Source organism: Gordonia abscondita (assembly GCF_032711245.1).
Lineage (GTDB): Bacteria > Actinomycetota > Actinomycetes > Mycobacteriales > Mycobacteriaceae > Gordonia.
On sequence record NZ_CP128986.1, the window covers coordinates 1,731,197 to 1,749,149 of the forward strand.

The window sequence follows — 17,953 nt, forward strand, 5'->3', positions numbered from 1 at the left end:
TGTGGCCCTCTATCGCACGTATCGTCCGGCGACGTTCGCCGAAGTCGTCGGCCAGGAACATGTCACCGAGCCGCTGAGTCGCGCTCTCGACTCCGGGCGCATCAACCACGCCTACCTGTTCTCGGGTCCGCGAGGCTGCGGTAAGACGTCGTCTGCCCGCATCCTGGCTCGGTCCCTCAACTGCGCACAGGGGCCGACGTCGACCCCATGCGGCACCTGCGGGTCGTGCGTGGCCCTCGGCCCCGGCGGCCCGGGCAGCCTCGACGTCGTCGAACTAGACGCGGCCAGCCACGGCGGCGTCGACGACACTCGTGACCTGCGTGACCGCGCGTTCTACGCTCCCGCCGAATCCCGCTATCGCGTCTTCATCATCGATGAGGCGCACATGGTCAGCTCGGCAGGCTTCAATGCGCTCCTCAAGATCGTCGAAGAGCCGCCAGAGCATCTCATCTTCATCTTCGCGACCACCGAGCCCGAGAAGGTGCTCACGACCATCAAATCGCGGACGCACCACTATCCGTTCCGGCTCCTGGCGCCGCCGGTGATGCGCGGCCTTCTCGAAAACATCTGCGCGCAGGAAGACGTCACCGTCGCACCGGAGGTGTACCCGCTGGTGATTCGTGCGGGCGGCGGGTCGCCGCGCGACTCGCTGAGCATCCTGGACCAACTACTCGCTGGCGCAGGCGACGAGGGCGTCACCTACGATCGCGCGCTCAGCCTGCTCGGCGTCACGGATTCCGCGTTGATCGATGCTGCGGTCGACGCGCTCGCCGCGAGCGATGGCGCCGCACTGTTCGGTGTGGTGGAGAAGGTGGTCGACGCGGGACATGATCCGCGCCGTTTCGCTATCGACCTGCTTGATCGCTTCCGCGACCTGATCCTCCTGCAGGCGGTGCCCGACGCTGCCGACCGTGGACTCGTGGAGGCCCCTGAAGACCAACTGGTACGGATGAAGGCCGTCGTGGAACATCTCGGCGCGGGCACGCTGACCCGTTACGCGGAGGTCGCGCACGCGTCGCTGGGCGACATGCGGGGAACGACGTCGCCGCGGCTCCTCCTGGAAGTCATGTGTTCGCGGATGCTGTTGCCCGCGGTGTCTGCCGACGATGCCGCGCTGCTCCAGCGCATCGAGATGCTCGAACACCGCCCAGCCGGTGCGGGCCCGGCGCCCGCGGACACTGCGGCAGCGCAGCCCTCGTCGGCTGCAGTGGCCGCACCTGACGGGCCGGCGCCGCGTTTCGTCCGGCCGTCGCAACGCAAGGCCGTCGAGCAAACCGAGGAGACGAAGTCTCCGACCGCGGAGGTCGACGAATCGGTTCGTGGACAGGCAGCTTCCGAACCTGCCCCAGTTCCCGAGCCTGAACCGTTGCCCGCCGAACCCTTGCCCGCCGAACCCTTGTCCGCCGTTGGTGTTCCCGAGCCGACTGCCGCCCAGGCACCGCAGCCCGACGCCCCACAGCGTGAGCCGGACGTTCCTCAACCGGAGGGTCGGCAGCCACAAGTCACCCGACAGCGGGAGGCTCCTACGCCGGTAGTTGAGCGCGGGCCGTCTCGGCCTGAGCCGCCGACGCAGCACACTGTGCCGGAGGCGCACGGTGTTGTTGTGCCGGAGGCGCACGGTGTTGTTGTGCCGGAGGCGCACGGTGTTGTTGTGCCGGAGGCGCACGGTGATGTTGTTGTGCCGGGTGAGCCTGCGCCGTCGCAGGATCCGTACGATGACATTCCGCTGCCGCCTGAGCCGCCGACCGACGTGCCGCCGGAACCGTATGGAGTGGTGCGTCGTACGCCGGAGCCGGAACCCGAACCGGTGGCGGAGCCCGAAGCGGTAGCGGAGGGGCTGACTGTGCAGTCGGTGTCGACGCGCTGGCCCGACATCCGATCCGCTGTCCGTTCGCAGAGTTCGGTGCTCGAAGCGATGCTGTCGTCGGCGTCGGTGCACGATGTGGTCGGGACTGAGATCGTCCTCGGGCACCCGCACACCGCTCTGGTCGGCCGACTGTCCGACGAGCGGGGACTGCGGACTCTCACGACCGCTGTCGTCGAGGTGTTCGGTCCTGGTCACAGCGTTAGCGTTGTCCAGGCGTCGCCGGACGCTCCGCGGCCGTCAGCGACGAGTTCTGCCGCCGAACCGCAGAAACGTCAGACGTTCACGCGTCCGAGCCGACCGCAGGAGGAGCAGGCTCCGGAACCGGAGCCTGAGCCGGAACCTGAACCCGCGCCCCTCACGGCCGACGAGGATCTGACCGATGCCGAACGTGCCGAGATGGTTGAACAGGCGCACGACGCGAGCCCGGACCCTCGCCTCGACCCCCACCAGGTGGCGGTCGATTTGATGACGTCCGAGCTCGGCGCGCGTCCGCTCGAGTAGCTTTCCTGACCGGCAGGCCGGCTCCCTACGCCTGCCACCACGGGCGGAGCGGGAGCAAGTCGGTCTTGTCGTCGGGCAGTTTCGTCGCGAGCACGTGGTGCAGTTGGACGATGTCGCGTTCGAAGCCGATTCGGCAGCCCGCCATGTAGAGGCCCCACAGTCGGGCGGTGCCTTCGCCGACCTCCGCGACGGCCTCGTCCCAGTTCTCGACGAGGTTGCGGTTCCAGTGACGCAGGGTTAGCGCGTAGTGGCTGCGGAAGTTCTCTTCGTGCACCACTTCGAGACCGGACACGTTCTGCATCTTCGAGATGATGGTTCCACTGCCGGTGAGCTCCCCGTCGGGGAACACGTACCGGTCGATGAACGGCCCTGCCTTGCTGCGGGTGGCGTTGTCGGGGCGGGTGATCGAATGGTTGAGGATCATGCCGCCGTCGCGCACTTTGTCACGCATAAACGCGAAGTACTTCGGGTAGTTGGCGACACCGATGTGCTCGGTGAGACCGATCGACGAGAGCGCGTCGAACCCGGATTCGGTGACGTCGCGATAGTCACTGTGGCGGACCTCGCCGAACTCGGTGAGCCCTTCGTCGACGATCGCCTGCTGCGCCCACTGTGCTTGTTCTTTCGACAGCGTGACGCCGAGCGCGTGGACGCCACGTCGCGCCGCGTACCGGACCATGCCGCCCCAGCCGCAGCCGATATCAAGGAGGCGGTCGCCGGGCTTCAGGCGGAGTTTGTCGAAGATCAGGCGGTATTTGTTCTCCTGCGCTTCCTCCAAGCTGGCGTCGTGGTTCGGGTAGACGGCGCACGTGTATGTCATCGACTCTCCGAGAACCAGCTCGTAGAAGCGGTTCGAGACGTCGTAGTGGTAGCTGATCACTTCGGCGTCGCGGTCTTTGCTGTGCCGGAAGCCTTCGGCGAACCGACGCCAGCGGGGGAGGGACTCCTGCGGCGGTGGCGCGATCGGCTTGAAGTGTTCGATGCCGAGGTCGCGGACGAGTTGCGCCATCTCCAACGGGGTCGGCTTGGTGAACTTGAGATCGCTCGCCAACGCCTGCAGCGTCTCGTACGGGTCGCCGGGATGGTTTCCGATCAACTCCAGGTCACCTGCCACGTAGGCGCGCGCCAGACCGAGATCGCCTGGCGCGGTCACCAGATAGGTGGTTCCGCGCGGTGTCTTCAGGTCGAGGCCGTACTCGGCGTCCGTCGGTCCGGCGGCGCTGCCGTCGTAGGCCGTGATTCGGACGTTGAGTTCCTGGCCGACCAGTTTCTCGAAGATGTTGGCTAGTTTCACTTCTGCTTCACCGTCTTCTCATACAAGCCAAGGAGGCGCTCCTTCGGGTCGTACCGTGATTTGAGTTCGCGGTACGCGACGCCCCCATACATTTCATAGAATTCGTCCTCAGGATAGAAGGACTCCGAGTACAGGGATTTGTGTCCGCCGAGCTCGTTAACCTTCTTCTCGATTCGCCGATTGGTGTATCCGGGGTCGCCGGGTGTGACGGGCACGGCGGACCAGAAGCCGAAATTGACGTATGTGCGGTCGCGCTCCAATGGATACAGCGGCCAGGGCTGGACGCTCCCTGAGTCGTCGGGCGATGGCTCGGCCAGGCGTAGCGGGCAGAGCCAGATGGGCTCGATGGGGACTTCGGCGAGGAACCATTCGGCGAAGTCGGCGGCATGGTCGATCGGGACCTCGATGTCCTGCACGACGCGCTCGTTGGCTGGCAGCCCTTTGCGGGCGTTGAGCCGGTCGCCGATATTCCACCGGTGGTCGTACCCGATGAGCTTCCAGTAGAAGCTGCTGCGCAGATACTTCTTCGGCCAGAACCGTCGGACTTTCGGGTTCTGCGCGCCGAATGCACGCGAACACCAGAACCAGTCGGTGTCCCACCGCCACAAGTAGTCGCGAATCGTCAGACGGTCACGCTTGGGCGTTTCGACGTCGTCGTGCTGGACCGACCGGTAGAAGATGTGGTCGTCGGTGTAGTCGCTGACCGGGCCGCGTTCGTCGGTCTGACGGCCGAGGATGAGGTAGCTCTCGTTGGAGCTGAACACGATGCCGTCCAAGTAGTCGACGGGTTCGCTCTGGTATTCGCGGTCGGTTGCGATCGTTTTCATCGTGTCCTGCATGACAGTCAGGTCGGTGAACCTGACGTGTCGCAGTTCGACGAACGGCTTGACCTCTTCGAGGGTGATCGCGAGCCGCACCGAGTAGCCGAGCGTGCCATACGAATTGGGGAACCCGAAGTAGAGGTCGCGATACTCGTTGTCCGGTCGCGCGATGACGAGTTCACCTGCCCCGGTGAGTATTTCGATCTCCTGAACGGCTTCGTGGGGGAGTCCGCCGCGGAACGAGGTGCTCTCGATGCCCATCCCGGTGACGGCGCCGCCGAGAGTGATCGTCTTGAGTTGCGGCACGACAGTCGGGGCGAACCCGTAGCGGAGTGTCACGTCGACGAGATCCTCGTACGTGCACATGCCCGCGACCTGCGCGGTGCGAGTCGCGGGGTCCACCGAGATCACTTTGCCCAGTCCGGAGACATCCAGGCCGGGGGCGTCGACGTCGGCGCGTTTACGGAACAAGTTGGACGTCTTCTTCGCTAGACGGACAGTCGATCCGTCCGGGATTCCGGCATAGCTCGCGACGAGTCGCTCCACTCCTTCAGCGAACTCTGAGCCGCGGTATTCCAAACGATCGGCAGTCACAGAACTAGGCTAGCCCTAGCCCCAGTACCGTGGTTCACGCACGGGTTCCCCGCCTTCGACGGCGGGAGCATCGCACAGTCATGAAGGAGTCACCCATCGTGGGACAGGTCACCGCAACCACCACCGTCCAGATCGCCGCACCGGCGCAGACGGTCTTCGCTGCTCTCGCCGATTACGCGCAGGTTCGTCCGACGATCCTGCCGGCCAATTACCGCGACTTCCGCGTCGACGAAGGTGGACAGGGCGCGGGCACTGTCGTGCACTGGGTTCTACAGGCCACCGAGAAGCGTTCACGTGACGTCCTCGCCGACGTGACCGTCGCGGGCGACCGGATCACCGAGACCGACCGCAACTCGACGATGGTCACCACGTACACGGTGACGTCGGTCGGTGACGCCGCGCAGGTCGAGACCACCACCAGTTGGAAGGGTGCAGGCGGCATCGGTGGCTTCTTCGAGAAGACGTTCGCGCCCAAGGGGCTCAACCGGATTCAGGCCGAGCTCCTCGGCAATCTGAAGTCCCGCCTCGAGAAGTGATCTGAGCAGGAGAGGGCGCAGGCGCGTCAAACCTCTGGCCACCCGGGACGGCGTCGACGCCACCCGGGTGGTTCTGCGTGTCGGTGACGAGCCGTTGACCCTCGCCCAGAGCTTGCTGCGGGCTCGGGTCTTGGCGGGCTGGTCGTTCGATGACGTGGTGCGGCGTTCCCAGGCGGGCGAGATCGTCGACGTCGACGGTGCGCCCGTCGACCTGGACGCGCCCGTCGTCCGTCCGACCCCCGTCTACCTTTACCGTGACCTGCCGTTCGAGCCGGACGTCCCTTTCGATATGCCGGTGCGGCACGTCGACGACCGGTTGATCGTCGTCGACAAGCCGCACTTTTTGGCGACGATGCCGCGCGGCGCGCACGTCACGCAGACTGCTCTGGTGCGTCTGCGTCGCGAGTTCGGTGACGATGTCGCTCCTGTCCACCGGTTGGACCGGTTGACCGCGGGCGTCCTTCTGTTCACGCGACGTCCCGATGCGCGCGCCGCATACCAGGACTTGTTCGCTCAGCGTCGTGTGCGGAAGGAGTATCGGGCGCTCGCGCCCGCGGATCCGGCGCTGGCCGACGGAGTGCATGTGGCGAACCGGATCGAGAAGGACTCCGGTGACCTGCGAGCTCGCGTCGTCGACGGCGTCGTCAACGCGGTCAGCGACATCGCGCTCGACTCGGTGCGTGACGACGGCCTCGGCGTCTACCGGTTACTGCCGTCGACCGGCCGGACGCACCAACTGCGTTTGCACATGGCGGGTATCGGGGTTCCGATCGTCGACGACCCGCTGTACCCGGACGTCGATCGCGAACGGGTCGACGCCACCGTCGACGACTTCTCCCGTCCGTTGAAGCTCCTCGCCTACGCGATCGAGTTCGACGACCCGTACACCGGACTGTCGCGGCGGTTTGTGAGCGGCTCGACGCTCTAACCGAGGTCGACCTAGCTAAGGTCGAATCTGCCCGTATCCTGCACTCATGGCGATCTTCGGGACGTACGAGCGGCACGGCGACCTCGGATGCGAGGCCATCGTCTTCCTCGACGAGGACTCGGACGCGTGCGTGCAGTTGCAGCGGGACTTGCCCGGCGGGCCGCGCGCCGACGAACACTGTTTGACGACGGGAGCGAGCGCGCCCGTGTACGGGGCTGTGACGCAGTGGCGTCGCGTCGGCGACCGATTCGAGTTCGCCCTGATCGGAAGGGCCGCACGGCTGTTCGGCGACGAGGTCCTTTCCTTCGACGTCGTCACCGACGGTGACGTGAGCGTAGACGAACTCGCCGAGCATGTTGAGCGACTGCTCCGCTGACGCGACGGACTATCGTGGACCCTGTGACTGACGCATTCGATCCCAGCTCCCTGCTCGGCGGTGGCGGCGGCGACAACCCGATGTCCGGACTCCTCGCACAGGTGCAGGAGATGCAGGCCAAGGTGATCGCCGCGCAAGACGAGATCGCGAACACTGACGTGACCGGACAGGCCGGGAACGGTCTGGTGACGGTGACCGGCAACGGTGTCGGCGAGGTGACTGGCGTCGAGATCTCGCGTGACGTCGTCGACCCCGACGATATCGACACCCTGCAGGACCTGATCCTCGGCGCGCTCGCCGATCTCGCTCGCAATCGGGACACCCTCACCCAGGACAAGATGGGCCCGCTCGCGGGCGGACTGCCCGGACTCGGCTGACCACGCATGTACGAAGGACCGATCCAGGATCTCATCGACCAGCTCGCAAAACTCCCCGGGCTGGGCCCGAAAGGTGCCCAGCGCATCGCGTTCCACCTGCTGGCCGGTGAGAAGACTGAGATCGATCGCCTGACCGCGGCACTCGGCAAAGTGCGCGACGACGTCACGTTCTGCGACGAGTGCGGCAACATCGCCGCCGAACGGCTGTGCCGCATCTGCAGTGATTCGCGGCGAGACGCGACCAAGATTTGCGTCGTTGAAGAGCCCAAGGACATTTACGCGATCGAACGGACCCGGGAGTTCGATGGCCGGTACCACGTGCTCGGCGGCGCGCTCGATCCGCTGTCGGGTATCGGCCCCGACCAATTGCGGATCCGAGAACTCCTCAAACGTCTCGCCGAACAGTCTGACGGCTCGGTGGTCGCCGAGATCATCGTCGCCACCGACCCCAACACGGAAGGCGAAGCGACCGCGACCTACCTGTTGCGCATGCTCAAAGACTTCCCCGGCCTGTCGGTCACTCGACTAGCGTCCGGTCTGCCGATGGGCGGCGACCTCGAATTCGCCGACGAACTAACGCTCGGCCGCGCGCTGTCCGGGCGCCGCATCCTGGTCTGACCCGGTGTCGGACAACTGGACGCGCCGGTGGGCTCGACTCGCCGACGAAGTCGCGGTGCGCGACGGTCTCACCGCAGGACTGATCGCGATCGACGGCCGTTCCGGGTCGGGCAAGAGCACGTTTGCTGCCGAACTCGTCCGCGCGCTCGCCGATCGTGGGCGCAGATCCGTTCTCATCAGCACCGACGAGTTCGCGACGTGGGACGATCCGGCGTCGTGGTGGCCGGAACTGGAACGTGACGTACTCCGCGCTTTCGAACGCCGCCACGACTACCTCTACCGGCCACGCGTCTGGGTGGATGGAGTCCCTGAGATCGGTCCGGCGGTGTGGATCCGCTGGCAGCCGCTGCTCATCGTCGAGGGCGTGACCGCGGCGCGGCGTACCGTCGCCGACCAACTGACCGCCGCGTACTGGATCGACGGCCCGGCAGCGCAGGAACGGTTGGAGCGGACCGTCGCCCGCGACGGCGAGGCCGCTCGCGCACATCTCGCCGCCTGGCAGCAGTTCGAAGACGGATGGTTCGCCGTGGACGGCGCGCGCGACCGCTGCCGGGTGCTCGGCTAGCGCTCGAGTCACGATGCGGTATATGTAGTCCGAACGAACGAACCGCCACCGGGCCCGTGTCGCAAGGAGTGATTCCCGTCTTCCGCTCAATCCGTTGTGCCGCCGCTACCGCCGGAGCTTCCGCCGTCGCAGCAGGACTCCTCGTCGCGGTCCCCGCAGCGGCGGACGCCGCACCACAGACTCTCGTGTGGGGATCGTGCGACCAGATCCACGGGGCATCGGCAGACACTCAGTGCGCGACGCTGCAGGTCCCGCGCGACTACGCCGAGCCGAACGGCCCGAAAATATCGATCACAGTCAGCAGACTTCCGGCGACCGGGGCGAAACGGGGCGTTCTCGTCGGCAACCCGGGCGGCCCCGGCGGCGACGGCATCAGCATGTTCACCGCGAGCGAGCCGTCCGCCGAGATTCGCCACGAGTGGGATCTCGTCGCCGTCCAACCTCGCGGTCTGCTCGGAGCGACACCGGTGAAATGCGATCCGGCCGACGCGTCGAAGGCGTCCAGCGGGGCGGGAGCGCTCAACCGTGAACGCTGCGAGAAGAACACACTCGGCTACACCAAGACATTGACCACCGAGACCAACGCGCGCGACATCGAGCAAGCGCGCCGTGCCCTCGGCGTCGACAAGATATCCCTGTACGGGATCTCGTACGGGACGTGGTTGATGTCGACGTACGCGACGCTGTTCCCCGCGCACACCGATCGTCTCGTCCTCGACTCCGCAATGGATCCGAAACGCGCGTGGGGCGAACTGTTGCAGGACCAGACGGCAGGCTACAAGGCTCGTGCGCACACGATGATGGCGTGGATCGCCGAACACGACGACGTCTACCACCTCGGCAAGACCCCGTTGGCCGTATATCAACGCTGGAGCGCCCAAGTGGAGCGCGAAGCCGGAGTCCCGCCGTCGTTCAGCGCCCCTCCCGCACGCGTCGGCGATGTGCCCGCAGGATTGAAAGCCATTGCGCAGCAGTACATTGCCGGAGTGAATCTGACCGCCGACGCGCGAGCTCGGATCGAGAACATCGTCGCGACGTTGACGACGGGAAAGGTGCAGGCGACGTCGCCGCTGCTTGCGCTGACCCGTCAAGTGGCACCGAGCCGCAACTACTGGCCGATGGTCGCGATGCGGATGACGGGCACGAACAAGCCAGGCAAGCTTCCTGCCGACGTAGCCAAGATGATCACCAACTCGCAGGACATGCAGTCGATCATGCTGTGCAACGAAGACTGGTCGGTGAAAGACCCATTTCTGACCCCTGCCGCCATGCTGCAGAACCTCGTCACCGGCGACATCTTCGAAGCGTCCGGCCTGACCTTCAAATCAGGGATCGGCTGTGCGGGTACAACACCCGTCACGAAGCGGATTCCGCTGCGCAACAAACTGGCCGCCCAGCCGTTGCAGATTCAGAGCGTCGGCGACCCGCAGACCCCATACCGGGCATCGATGGCGACCAGGAAAGCGATGGGCGCACACCTGATCACAGTCGGCGGCGGTGACCACGGCCAGCTCGGGCGGTCGAACAAGCCGCTCGACGCCGCGATCGCCCAGTACCTGCGGACCGGCCACACCAGCGTGACGAAGGTGCCGCAGGCTCCGATAACAACCCCGTTGACCCAGACTTCCTAACCGCCTCACCCGCAGCATGGGGACCCCAGCCGGGGTAGACGCCGGCTGGTCGAACGAAGTCGAGAGGCCTACCGTCCGACAGCGAGCCTCTCGCGTCGCAGCCGGTCCACTTGCGGAAGATCGAGCGGTGCGAGTTCGACACCGGTCGCCTTCGACAACAGATAATCGGCGAACTCCGGATTCCGGGCGAGTACCGGACCGTGCATATACGTGCCGATCACACTGCCCTGCACGACCCCCTCGACAGCCTCCGGGCCGCCGTTTCCGACACCGTGCCGCACCCTGCCCAGAGGTTTCGCCGCAGAACCGAGGATCGTCGCGCCACGGTGGTTCTCGAACCCCGACAGCGGCTGACCGAGCCCGTCCAGGCGGGGATCGGTGATGAGTTCGCCAATCGCCCGAGACTCGCGGGGCGACGTCGTCACATCGAACATGCTGATACCCGAGACACGCTCGCCCGACGACGTCTCGTACCAGTGGCCGAGCACCTGGATCGCAGCGCAGATCGCGAGAACCGGCGCGCCAGCGCCCGCAGCGCGCTGCAGTCCCGGATGATCGGCGAGATGACGGGTCGCCAAGCGTTGCGCTGCGTCCTCGGCTCCACCGAGCGTGTACACGTCCAACGAGTCGGGAACGTCGCCGTCCAACGTCAATTCGACGATCTCGGCGTCGATACCGCGCATGCGCGCCCGCTGACGCAGAACCAACGCGTTGCCGCCGTCGCCGTACGTACCCATCACGTCCGGCAAAACCAGACCGATCCGCAGAGTCGACTCACTCATCGCTGATCCCCGCTCGCTTCGCTCCCGGCGCCCGCGCGATCCAACGCGATAGCCAGATCACGGAACGCTGTGTAATTCGCCAGGACTTCCACTCTCCCCGGCGGACACGACTTGATGGCCGCCAACGGATCGTCGACCACCGTGTGCCCGGCGCCCGCGTACAACAGGCGGACCGACAGGTCCGCCGACCGCTCACCGGACGCGATCACAGTCGTGTTCTCAAACGCTTCGAACCGCACATCCCACAACCACGACAGATCCTCACCGTCGGGAACCTGCCCGTTCACCGCGATCACCAGACTGTCGGCATCCTCGTCGATCATCGACAACGCTTCCTGCCATCCGGCGGGATTCTTCGCCAACAGCGTGCGGATCCGGTGTTCCCCGAGACGCACGACGCCATACCTGCCTGCGATCTCGCCAACCGTCCCGACCGCGCGGGCCGCAGCAACGGGATCGACACCCATCGCGACAGCGGTCGCGACAGCCTGGGTCGCGTTCCCACGGTTCGCGCGCCCCGGCACCTTCAACGCGAGCGGCGCCTGGAAGCCATCAGGACCGTAGACGTTGTCGTCGTCGAACCACCATCGCGGCGTCGGACGGCGGAAAGCCTCATCTCCGCTGGAGAACCAGTCGTCGCCGCGCCGGATGATCGGCTCGCCCGACCGCGGGCAACCGACGGAATCGCCGACCCAGCCAGCACCGGCGGCGACCCAGACGACATTGCGCGCGTCGAACGCGGCCGACGTCACGAGGACGTCGTCGCAGTTGGCGACGATCACCGCATCCGGGTGGGCGGCGACCGCAGCACGGAGCCGACGCTCGATCACATTGATCTCGCCGACACGGTCGAGCTGGTCGCGCGAAAGGTTCAGCAGAGTGATCACCGTAGGAGACGTGTTGTCTGCGACCTGTGGCACATGCAGTTCGTCCACTTCGAGCGCAGCAAGAGGCGCGTCCTGGTGGAGGCTGAGTGTCGCGATGATCCCCGCATCCATGTTCGCGCCGTCATCCTGGGTGGCGACCTCGCCGCGCGTCGCCAGCGCAGCCGCAGTCATCCGGGTCGTCGTCGACTTGCCGTTCGTGCCAGTCACCAGTGCAGTTTTCTTCCCCACAGCGAGTCGACGCATGATCTGCGGATCGATCTTCTCGGCGACGAGTCCGCCGATCATCGATCCCTTACCGCGACCGGCGGTCCGCGAGGCCCACCGTGCGGAGGCTGCGGCGGCGAGAGCGGCGCGAGTGCGAAGCGGTAGACGCGATGCTGCTGGCATTCCACGAGTTTCCCACACCGGGCAGCGCGCGCACCGGTCCGTGGGGTGTGAGACATGACAGAGTGTGAGACGTGGACCGGTCGGACGACATCGAGTCGGTAACTGTGTCATTGATGCGAGGTGCACACGCCGTCGTCGCGGGGTTCTCGCCATGGGCGGTCATCGCAGTCTTTGTCGTCGTTTCGCGTGGCGCATCGACCCACGCCGACGAGATCGATCTACTCCGAACCTCGGGCTACGCGACGACCGGCATCTGTGCGGTACTGCTCATCAGCACGCTGGTCCTGCGTCGTTCGAGACCGAGTGCGGCCGTGAGCTATCCGTTCGCCGTCTTCTGGTCGGTCATTGGCCTGCTCGCCGCGCTCATTGCGGGCCGGATGACGCTTCACGGCATGTGCGGCGACGAACTGCAGCTGTGTATGCCGGGTTTATTAGTCCTGAACGTCGGCGTTCCGGTCGCGCTATGTGTCACCTCAAGTGTGCTCGGATCGGCTGCGGTCGACTGGAATCGCCAGAGGTGACGGCCGTAGTGCTGATTCGTCCCCTCAGTACTGGTGCGTCTTCGCGCGGCGGACCGGCTGAACGCTCTACGCTGACCCGACGGCTCAACGACGAGACAGGGGTATAGCAGATGGCGGAGGGCGGAGCGATCCCAGAGATCGAATCGATCCACGGAGACGACGAAGCAAGCGCGAAGGGCGTCGTGCGGATCGCGTCCGTCGCAGCCCTCGGCGGGCTCCTGTTCGGGTACGACAGTGCCGTCATCAACGGCGCCAACTCGTCGATCAAAGACCACTTCGATGTCGGCGATCTCTACCTGGGGTTCGCCGTAGCATCGGCGCTGCTCGGCGCGGCCGCAGGCGCGATGCTCGCCGGGCGCATCGCCGACCGGATCGGCCGCCTGCGAGTCATGAAGATCGCGGCCGTGTTCTTCTTCGTCAGCGCATTCGGTGCTGGCCTAGGCGACCAGCTGATCGACAACCTGTGGACGCTCGTCTTCTTCCGGGTGATCGGCGGAATCGGCGTCGGCATCGCGTCGGTCATCGCACCCGCATACATCGCCGAGACATCGCCCGCACGGCTTCGCGGACGTCTCGGCTCACTGCAACAGATGGCGATCGTCCTCGGCATCTTCGCGTCCTTGCTCATCGACTGGCTGCTCGCGCATTTCGCGGGCGGCGCGAGCGAAGACCTGTGGCTCGGCCTCGAAGCGTGGCGGTGGATGTTCATCGTCATGGCGATCCCCGCAGTCGTCTACGGGGTGCTCGCCAGCACGATCCCCGAGTCGCCGCGCTACCTGATCTCACAACGCAAGATTCCTGAAGCTCGGCGGGTGCTCACGAAACTGCTCGGCGAACACGATCTCGAGATCACGATCGACCGGATCCAAACGAGTGTCGCCACCGAACGGAAATCGTCGTGGCGCGACCTGATTCGGCCGACCGGCGGTGTCTACCCGATCGTGTGGGTCGGGCTGTTGCTGTCGGTCTTCCAGCAGGCAGTCGGCATCAACGTGATCTTCTACTACTCGAACATCCTGTGGGAGGCAGCAGGATTCGACGAAAGCCAGTCATTCCTGATCAGCGTCATCACATCCGTCACCAACGTGCTCGTCACGATCGTCGCGATCGCACTCGTCGACAAGATCGGGCGTAAGCCGCTCCTGCTAATCGGTTCGACCGGCATGACGGCCTCGCTCGGCACAATGGCAGTCTGCTTCGCGACGGCCGACGTCGTCGACGGCAACCCGGTGCTCGGCGACATCGCCGGGCCGATCGCACTAGTCGCCGCGAACCTGTTCGTCGTCTTCTTCGGGATGAGTTGGGGGCCGGTCGTCTGGGTACTCCTCGGCGAGATGTTCCCGAACCGCATCCGGGCCGCGGCATTGAGCTTCGCAGCCGCCGGACAATGGGCGGCGAACTGGGCGGTGACGATCTCGTTCCCCGGACTCAAATCGTTCAATCTCGGTGTGGCCTACGGTCTCTACACTGTCTTCGCAGTACTGAGCCTGCTCTTCGTCGCCAAGTTCGTGAAGGAAACCAAAGGTAAGACCCTCGAGGACATGGACGAGCTGGCCGGCATCGAGTGACCTCCACCACCAACCGTGCCAACGGCTGATGATAAGTTCACGGGTGTGAGCCGCGCAACGTCGATCAACCTGTCCCTACAAGGCCGCGTTCAGCAATCGGCGATGAGAGTCCTCGCCAACGTGCCGCTCGGTGTCCTCAAACTTCGGACGCGAGTCAACGCCGACGGCGAGAGGCTGGCGCCCGAAGCCGCGATCGTGGCGTTCGCATCCCGGCACATACCCGGCGCGGCCCTGATGAACGGCGGCGTCGACCAGTCGCGTGTCCTGCTCGACGAGGCGTCGACGGCGCTGGCGGAGAGCTACCCGCCGTTCGCGATCGAGGAAGACCTGACGATCGGATCGTCGAATGGTCCGATCCCAGCGACCCGTTACCGTGTTGACGAGAAGGGCGCACGTGGGCTCATCGTTCTGTTCCACGGCGGCGGGTTCGTCGTCGGCAGCCGGGCCAGCCACGATTCGCTGGCCCGTGCGCTCGCTGTCGGATCGGGCGCTGACGTGCTGTCCGTCGACTATCGGATGGCCCCCGAGCATGTGTTTCCAGCAGCCGTCGACGACAGCGTCGCGGCGTTCCGGTTCGCCGTCGAGCAGGCCGCAGATTGGGGCCTGGATCCGCGAAAGATCGTCGTCGCAGGCGATTCGGCAGGCGGGAATCTCAGCGCCGTCGTCGCACAGCAGGTGCGGGACGACGCCGTCGTGCCGTGCCTGCAACTACTGATCTACCCGGCGATAGACCTGTCGACGAAGCGCCCGTCCGTCCGCGAGTTCGGCGAAGGGCTCTTCCTGACCGAGGCCGACATGGACTTCTTCACCGAGACCTACCTACCGTCGCCCGGGATGCTCGACGACCCGCGGGCCACCCCGTTGAAGGGCGAGCTCGCCGGGCTGGCACCCGCGCACATCGTGGTCGCGGGCTTCGACCCCTTGCGCGACGAAGGACTCGAGTACGCAGCGGCGCTCGAACGCGCAGGCGTCGAAGTGACCCTCGAACGGGCGGGCGGCATGATCCACGGATTCGCCAACATGGGATTGATCAGCCCGACGGCCCGCGCCGTCGTCGGCCGCATGGCCGACGCCGCGGCCCGAGCGATGGACGCGGTCAACTGACCGAGACGACAGCCTGAACTTCTCACGTACGGCCCGCACCTGACGCTAGAGGACGACCTTCACGCGGGGCATCGCCTGCGCGATCACCGCGCCGGCCACGAGGAGCGCGATCATGGCCAGCATCGCCGCGCGATACGCCGTGTCGAAACCCGACGACTCCGCGACGGTGGAGTAGATGGTTCCGATCACTGCGGCTCCCACTGCGACCGACAACGCCTGCACCGTGTTGAACACACCGGATGCCGCGCCCGCTTGCTCGACCGGTACGTCGTTGAGGACGAGAAGTCCTGCGGCCCCGACGATCAGACCGAACCCGAGACCCGCGACAGTCAGTGCGACGGTGAACCAGAGCGCCGGATGCGCCGACCCGTTCGCAACGATCATCGTCGTGATTCCAGTGATGAGGACCATCGCACCGACCTGCAGGACGTGCTTTCCGAACCGCTGGGCCAGAACAGTCGCCGACAGGCCCGCGGCGATCGGGACGGCGATCGAGAATGGAATCCACATGAGGCCTGTGTGCAGCACAGACCAGCCGTGGGCGAGTTGCATGTGCAATGACTGGACGAGGAAGTAGCCCCCCGTCGGGATGAACAGTGCGGCGAACGCGAACACGCCGTTGCGGAACGAAGCGGTCGCGAACACGGACGGCGGGACCATCGGCACCGCCCCAGCCCGCTCGGCACTGACTTGACGGTAGGCGAAGACGGCGAGCCCCGCGACACCCGCCGCGATAACCACGAAACCCCAGGCAGGCCAGTCGGATTCCGGACCGAGAGTGATCGGAGCCATGATCGCGGCGAGTGAACCGCCGAGCAGAGCGACCGATCCGAGCGTGACCGGCGCAGGCTTGTCCGCTCTAGTCTCTGGGATGAACACCCGCGCCGCGATTACCGCGATCACGGCGATCGGAACGTTGATGAGGAACACCGGGCGCCACGACAGACCGAACCAGTCACCATCGGTGATGACCGCGCCCAGGACGGGGCCGACGACCGCGGCGATGCCGATGACCGACGTAAACAAGCCCATCGCGCGCCCCCGTTCGGCGGGCGGGTAGAGCACCTGGATGTTGGTCAGGACCTGCGGCACCATGAGCGCGGCCGCGGCGCCTTGCACGAGCCGGAATGCGACCAGTTGCTCTGGCGTACCGGCCACGCCGCATGCAAGCGACGCCGCACCGAACGCCACCAGTCCGAGCACGAACAGTCGGCGACGCCCGAACTGGTCGCCGAGCCGCGCGCCGAGAATCAGTCCGATCGCGTACGCCAGCGGGTAGCCGGCCACGATCCACTGCAACGATGTCGCCGACGCGCCGAGATCATCGGCAATGGTGTGCAGCGCGACGTTGACGACCGTCGCATCCATGAGTTCCATGAACGACGCGGCGAGTAGGCAGACGAGGGCGATAGTCCGTGCTCGTCCGCCGATCGCGGGGGAGCGCGCGGGTGGTGACTCGGGTGTGACCGTATCGACGGTTGTGGACATGGGCTGCTCCTGACATAGCCGTTCGGTTGTTACCGATGACGCTACGAAGCAATGTGGAAAGGATCTGTCCGCAATAGGTCGGGAATTAACAGGTCAAAAACTGTCCGCTATCTGCGACACTATGGGGTCATGGCCGATACGACGACGAGGACACTGAAACTGTTGGCGCTGCTCCAAGCCCACCGGCTGTGGGCTGCCGCCGACCTCGCCGCACGGCTGGACACCACCGAACGCACCGTGCGGCGCGACGTCGAACGGCTACGCGACCTCGGGTATCCGGTCGACTCGGTGCGCGGCGCAGGCGGTGGATACCAGCTCGCTCCGGGCGGATCGCTGCCGCCGTTGGTGGTCGACGAGGAAGAAGCCGTGGCGATCGTGACGGCACTGCGAAGCGCGGCGTCGGGGCCGGCCGCAGGTCTCGCCGAAGCGTCGGTGCGCGCGCTGGCCAAGGTGATGCAGGTCCTGCCGCCGAAGCTGCGCCGTCGCGCCGACGCTCTGCGCGCTATGAGCGTGACTGTCGGTGACGACTCCGCCGCGCCCGTCGTCGAAGCCGAGGCTCTGACCACCGCGGCTCTGGCCTGCCGCGATGCGACCGAGCTGACGTTCCACTATGAGCCTGCCGCTCGGTCGGGGAGTGCACCTGGACGTCGCCGAGTGGAGCCGCTGCGGCTAGTGCCCGTCGGGCGACGCTGGTATCTGCTCGCATACGACCTCGACCGGCAGGACTGGCGGACGTTCCGGCTGGACCGACTCCGTGACGCCCGCCCGGAGAAACGTCGGTTCAACCCGAGGCAGGTGCCGGGCGGCGACGCCGCCGAATACGTTCGAGGGAGTCTCCGAGCCGGCCGCGAGCAGCACTCCGTTGTCGTTCTCGTGCACGCCGACGCGGGCCTTGTCCGGCAGATGATCGGGCGGTACGCCGAGATCGCCGACCACGCAGATGGCGCGCTTGTCACGTTGCAGATCGACGATGCGCGCTGGATCGGTGTGGCGGTCGGCAGTCTGGACGCCGACTACGAGTTCGTCGACGTCCCGCCCGAGGTTCTCCATGAGTTGCGCGGACGCAACGCGCGAGAAGCCCGGGCGTTGTATCTGGCGGGCACCTGAA

At 66.0% G+C, this 17,953-nt stretch carries 17 protein-coding genes; 12 read left to right on the top strand and 5 right to left on the bottom strand.

The window, feature by feature from the left end; genetic code table 11:
* The first annotated feature begins 1 nt into the window (after nucleotide 1).
* A complete protein-coding gene (locus tag MP11Mi_RS08050; RefSeq protein ID WP_420041764.1) occupies nucleotides 2–2,368 on the top strand; it encodes a DNA polymerase III subunit gamma and tau in 2,367 nt (788 codons plus the stop codon).
* Between the two features lie 25 nt (nucleotides 2,369–2,393).
* Here MP11Mi_RS08050 and MP11Mi_RS08055 read toward each other — a convergent pair whose 3' ends face one another.
* Both MP11Mi_RS08055 and MP11Mi_RS08060 read right to left on the bottom strand, forming a co-directional pair.
* Nucleotides 2,394–3,662 (bottom strand): class I SAM-dependent methyltransferase, encoded by a 1,269-nt coding sequence (locus tag MP11Mi_RS08055; protein ID WP_420041765.1) that lies wholly within the window; start codon nucleotides 3,660–3,662, stop codon nucleotides 2,394–2,396.
* Nucleotides 3,659–5,077: an FAD-binding oxidoreductase gene (locus tag MP11Mi_RS08060; protein WP_420041766.1), complete on the bottom strand. Its 1,419-nt coding sequence runs from the start codon at nucleotides 5,075–5,077 to the stop codon at nucleotides 3,659–3,661. The genes MP11Mi_RS08055 and MP11Mi_RS08060 overlap by 4 nt, the downstream gene beginning before the upstream one ends.
* A gap of 98 nt (nucleotides 5,078–5,175) precedes the next feature.
* Between MP11Mi_RS08060 and MP11Mi_RS08065 the strand changes: the two genes are divergently transcribed.
* From MP11Mi_RS08065 to MP11Mi_RS08095, 7 genes are all read left to right on the top strand, one after another.
* The gene (locus MP11Mi_RS08065; protein WP_420041767.1) at nucleotides 5,176–5,613 is read left to right on the top strand and encodes an SRPBCC family protein; all 438 of its coding nucleotides are present in this window, start codon (nucleotides 5,176–5,178) and stop codon (nucleotides 5,611–5,613) included.
* Nucleotides 5,614–5,680: 67 nt separating this feature from the next.
* Complete coding sequence (locus MP11Mi_RS08070; protein ID WP_420041768.1) at nucleotides 5,681–6,541, top strand: pseudouridine synthase; 861 nt, start codon at nucleotides 5,681–5,683, stop codon at nucleotides 6,539–6,541.
* A 46-nt stretch (nucleotides 6,542–6,587) separates the two neighbouring features.
* A complete protein-coding gene (locus MP11Mi_RS08075) occupies nucleotides 6,588–6,917 on the top strand; it encodes a hypothetical protein (protein ID WP_420041769.1) in 330 nt (109 codons plus the stop codon).
* Nucleotides 6,918–6,940: 23 nt separating this feature from the next.
* Nucleotides 6,941–7,294: a YbaB/EbfC family nucleoid-associated protein gene (locus MP11Mi_RS08080; protein WP_420041770.1), complete on the top strand. Its 354-nt coding sequence runs from the start codon at nucleotides 6,941–6,943 to the stop codon at nucleotides 7,292–7,294.
* A gap of 6 nt (nucleotides 7,295–7,300) precedes the next feature.
* A complete protein-coding gene (recR, locus tag MP11Mi_RS08085; RefSeq protein ID WP_420041771.1) occupies nucleotides 7,301–7,912 on the top strand; it encodes a recombination mediator RecR in 612 nt (203 codons plus the stop codon).
* 4 nt (nucleotides 7,913–7,916) lie between these two features.
* On the top strand, nucleotides 7,917–8,477 hold the full coding sequence (locus MP11Mi_RS08090) for a uridine kinase family protein (RefSeq protein WP_420041772.1): 561 nt from the start codon (nucleotides 7,917–7,919) through the stop codon (nucleotides 8,475–8,477).
* 68 nt (nucleotides 8,478–8,545) lie between these two features.
* Nucleotides 8,546–10,108: an alpha/beta fold hydrolase gene (locus tag MP11Mi_RS08095; RefSeq protein WP_420041773.1), complete on the top strand. Its 1,563-nt coding sequence runs from the start codon at nucleotides 8,546–8,548 to the stop codon at nucleotides 10,106–10,108.
* Between the two features lie 68 nt (nucleotides 10,109–10,176).
* Here the strand turns inward: MP11Mi_RS08095 and MP11Mi_RS08100 are convergent, their stop codons facing one another.
* Entirely contained in the window at nucleotides 10,177–10,890 is a 714-nt protein-coding gene (locus MP11Mi_RS08100; protein ID WP_420041774.1) for a type 1 glutamine amidotransferase, read from the bottom strand.
* Nucleotides 10,887–12,164 (bottom strand): Mur ligase family protein, encoded by a 1,278-nt coding sequence (locus MP11Mi_RS08105; protein ID WP_420041775.1) that lies wholly within the window; start codon nucleotides 12,162–12,164, stop codon nucleotides 10,887–10,889. The genes MP11Mi_RS08100 and MP11Mi_RS08105 overlap by 4 nt, the downstream gene beginning before the upstream one ends.
* A gap of 71 nt (nucleotides 12,165–12,235) precedes the next feature.
* Here MP11Mi_RS08105 and MP11Mi_RS08110 point away from each other — a divergent pair, with 71 nt between their 5' ends.
* The 3 genes from MP11Mi_RS08110 to MP11Mi_RS08120 all read left to right on the top strand — a co-directional run bounded on the left by MP11Mi_RS08110 (nucleotide 12,236) and on the right by MP11Mi_RS08120 (nucleotide 15,357).
* Nucleotides 12,236–12,685, top strand: a complete 450-nt coding sequence (locus MP11Mi_RS08110; RefSeq protein ID WP_420041776.1) for a hypothetical protein — start codon at nucleotides 12,236–12,238, stop codon at nucleotides 12,683–12,685.
* Between the two features lie 110 nt (nucleotides 12,686–12,795).
* The gene (locus MP11Mi_RS08115) at nucleotides 12,796–14,253 is read left to right on the top strand and encodes a sugar porter family MFS transporter (RefSeq protein WP_420041777.1); all 1,458 of its coding nucleotides are present in this window, start codon (nucleotides 12,796–12,798) and stop codon (nucleotides 14,251–14,253) included.
* A gap of 45 nt (nucleotides 14,254–14,298) precedes the next feature.
* Entirely contained in the window at nucleotides 14,299–15,357 is a 1,059-nt protein-coding gene (locus MP11Mi_RS08120; protein WP_420041778.1) for an alpha/beta hydrolase, read from the top strand.
* Nucleotides 15,358–15,402: 45 nt separating this feature from the next.
* Here the strand turns inward: MP11Mi_RS08120 and MP11Mi_RS08125 are convergent, their stop codons facing one another.
* A complete protein-coding gene (locus MP11Mi_RS08125; protein WP_420041779.1) occupies nucleotides 15,403–16,845 on the bottom strand; it encodes an MFS transporter in 1,443 nt (480 codons plus the stop codon).
* Between the two features lie 129 nt (nucleotides 16,846–16,974).
* Between MP11Mi_RS08125 and MP11Mi_RS08130 the strand changes: the two genes are divergently transcribed.
* Nucleotides 16,975–17,952, top strand: coding sequence for a helix-turn-helix transcriptional regulator (locus MP11Mi_RS08130; RefSeq protein ID WP_420041780.1), 978 nt, complete (start codon nucleotides 16,975–16,977; stop codon nucleotides 17,950–17,952).
* Nucleotide 17,953: the final 1 nt, after the last annotated feature.

Coding starts and splice junctions, on each gene's coding strand:
- MP11Mi_RS08075 (WP_420041769.1), top strand. CDS start 6,588: ATGGCGATCTTCGGGACGTACGAGCGGCACGGCGACCTCGGATGCGAG.
- recR (WP_420041771.1), top strand. CDS start 7,301: ATGTACGAAGGACCGATCCAGGATCTCATCGACCAGCTCGCAAAACTC.
- MP11Mi_RS08100 (WP_420041774.1), bottom strand. CDS start 10,890: ATGAGTGAGTCGACTCTGCGGATCGGTCTGGTTTTGCCGGACGTGATG.
- MP11Mi_RS08105 (WP_420041775.1), bottom strand. CDS start 12,164: ATGCCAGCAGCATCGCGTCTACCGCTTCGCACTCGCGCCGCTCTCGCC.
- MP11Mi_RS08115 (WP_420041777.1), top strand. CDS start 12,796: ATGGCGGAGGGCGGAGCGATCCCAGAGATCGAATCGATCCACGGAGAC.
- MP11Mi_RS08125 (WP_420041779.1), bottom strand. CDS start 16,845: ATGTCCACAACCGTCGATACGGTCACACCCGAGTCACCACCCGCGCGC.
- MP11Mi_RS08130 (WP_420041780.1), top strand. CDS start 16,975: ATGGCCGATACGACGACGAGGACACTGAAACTGTTGGCGCTGCTCCAA.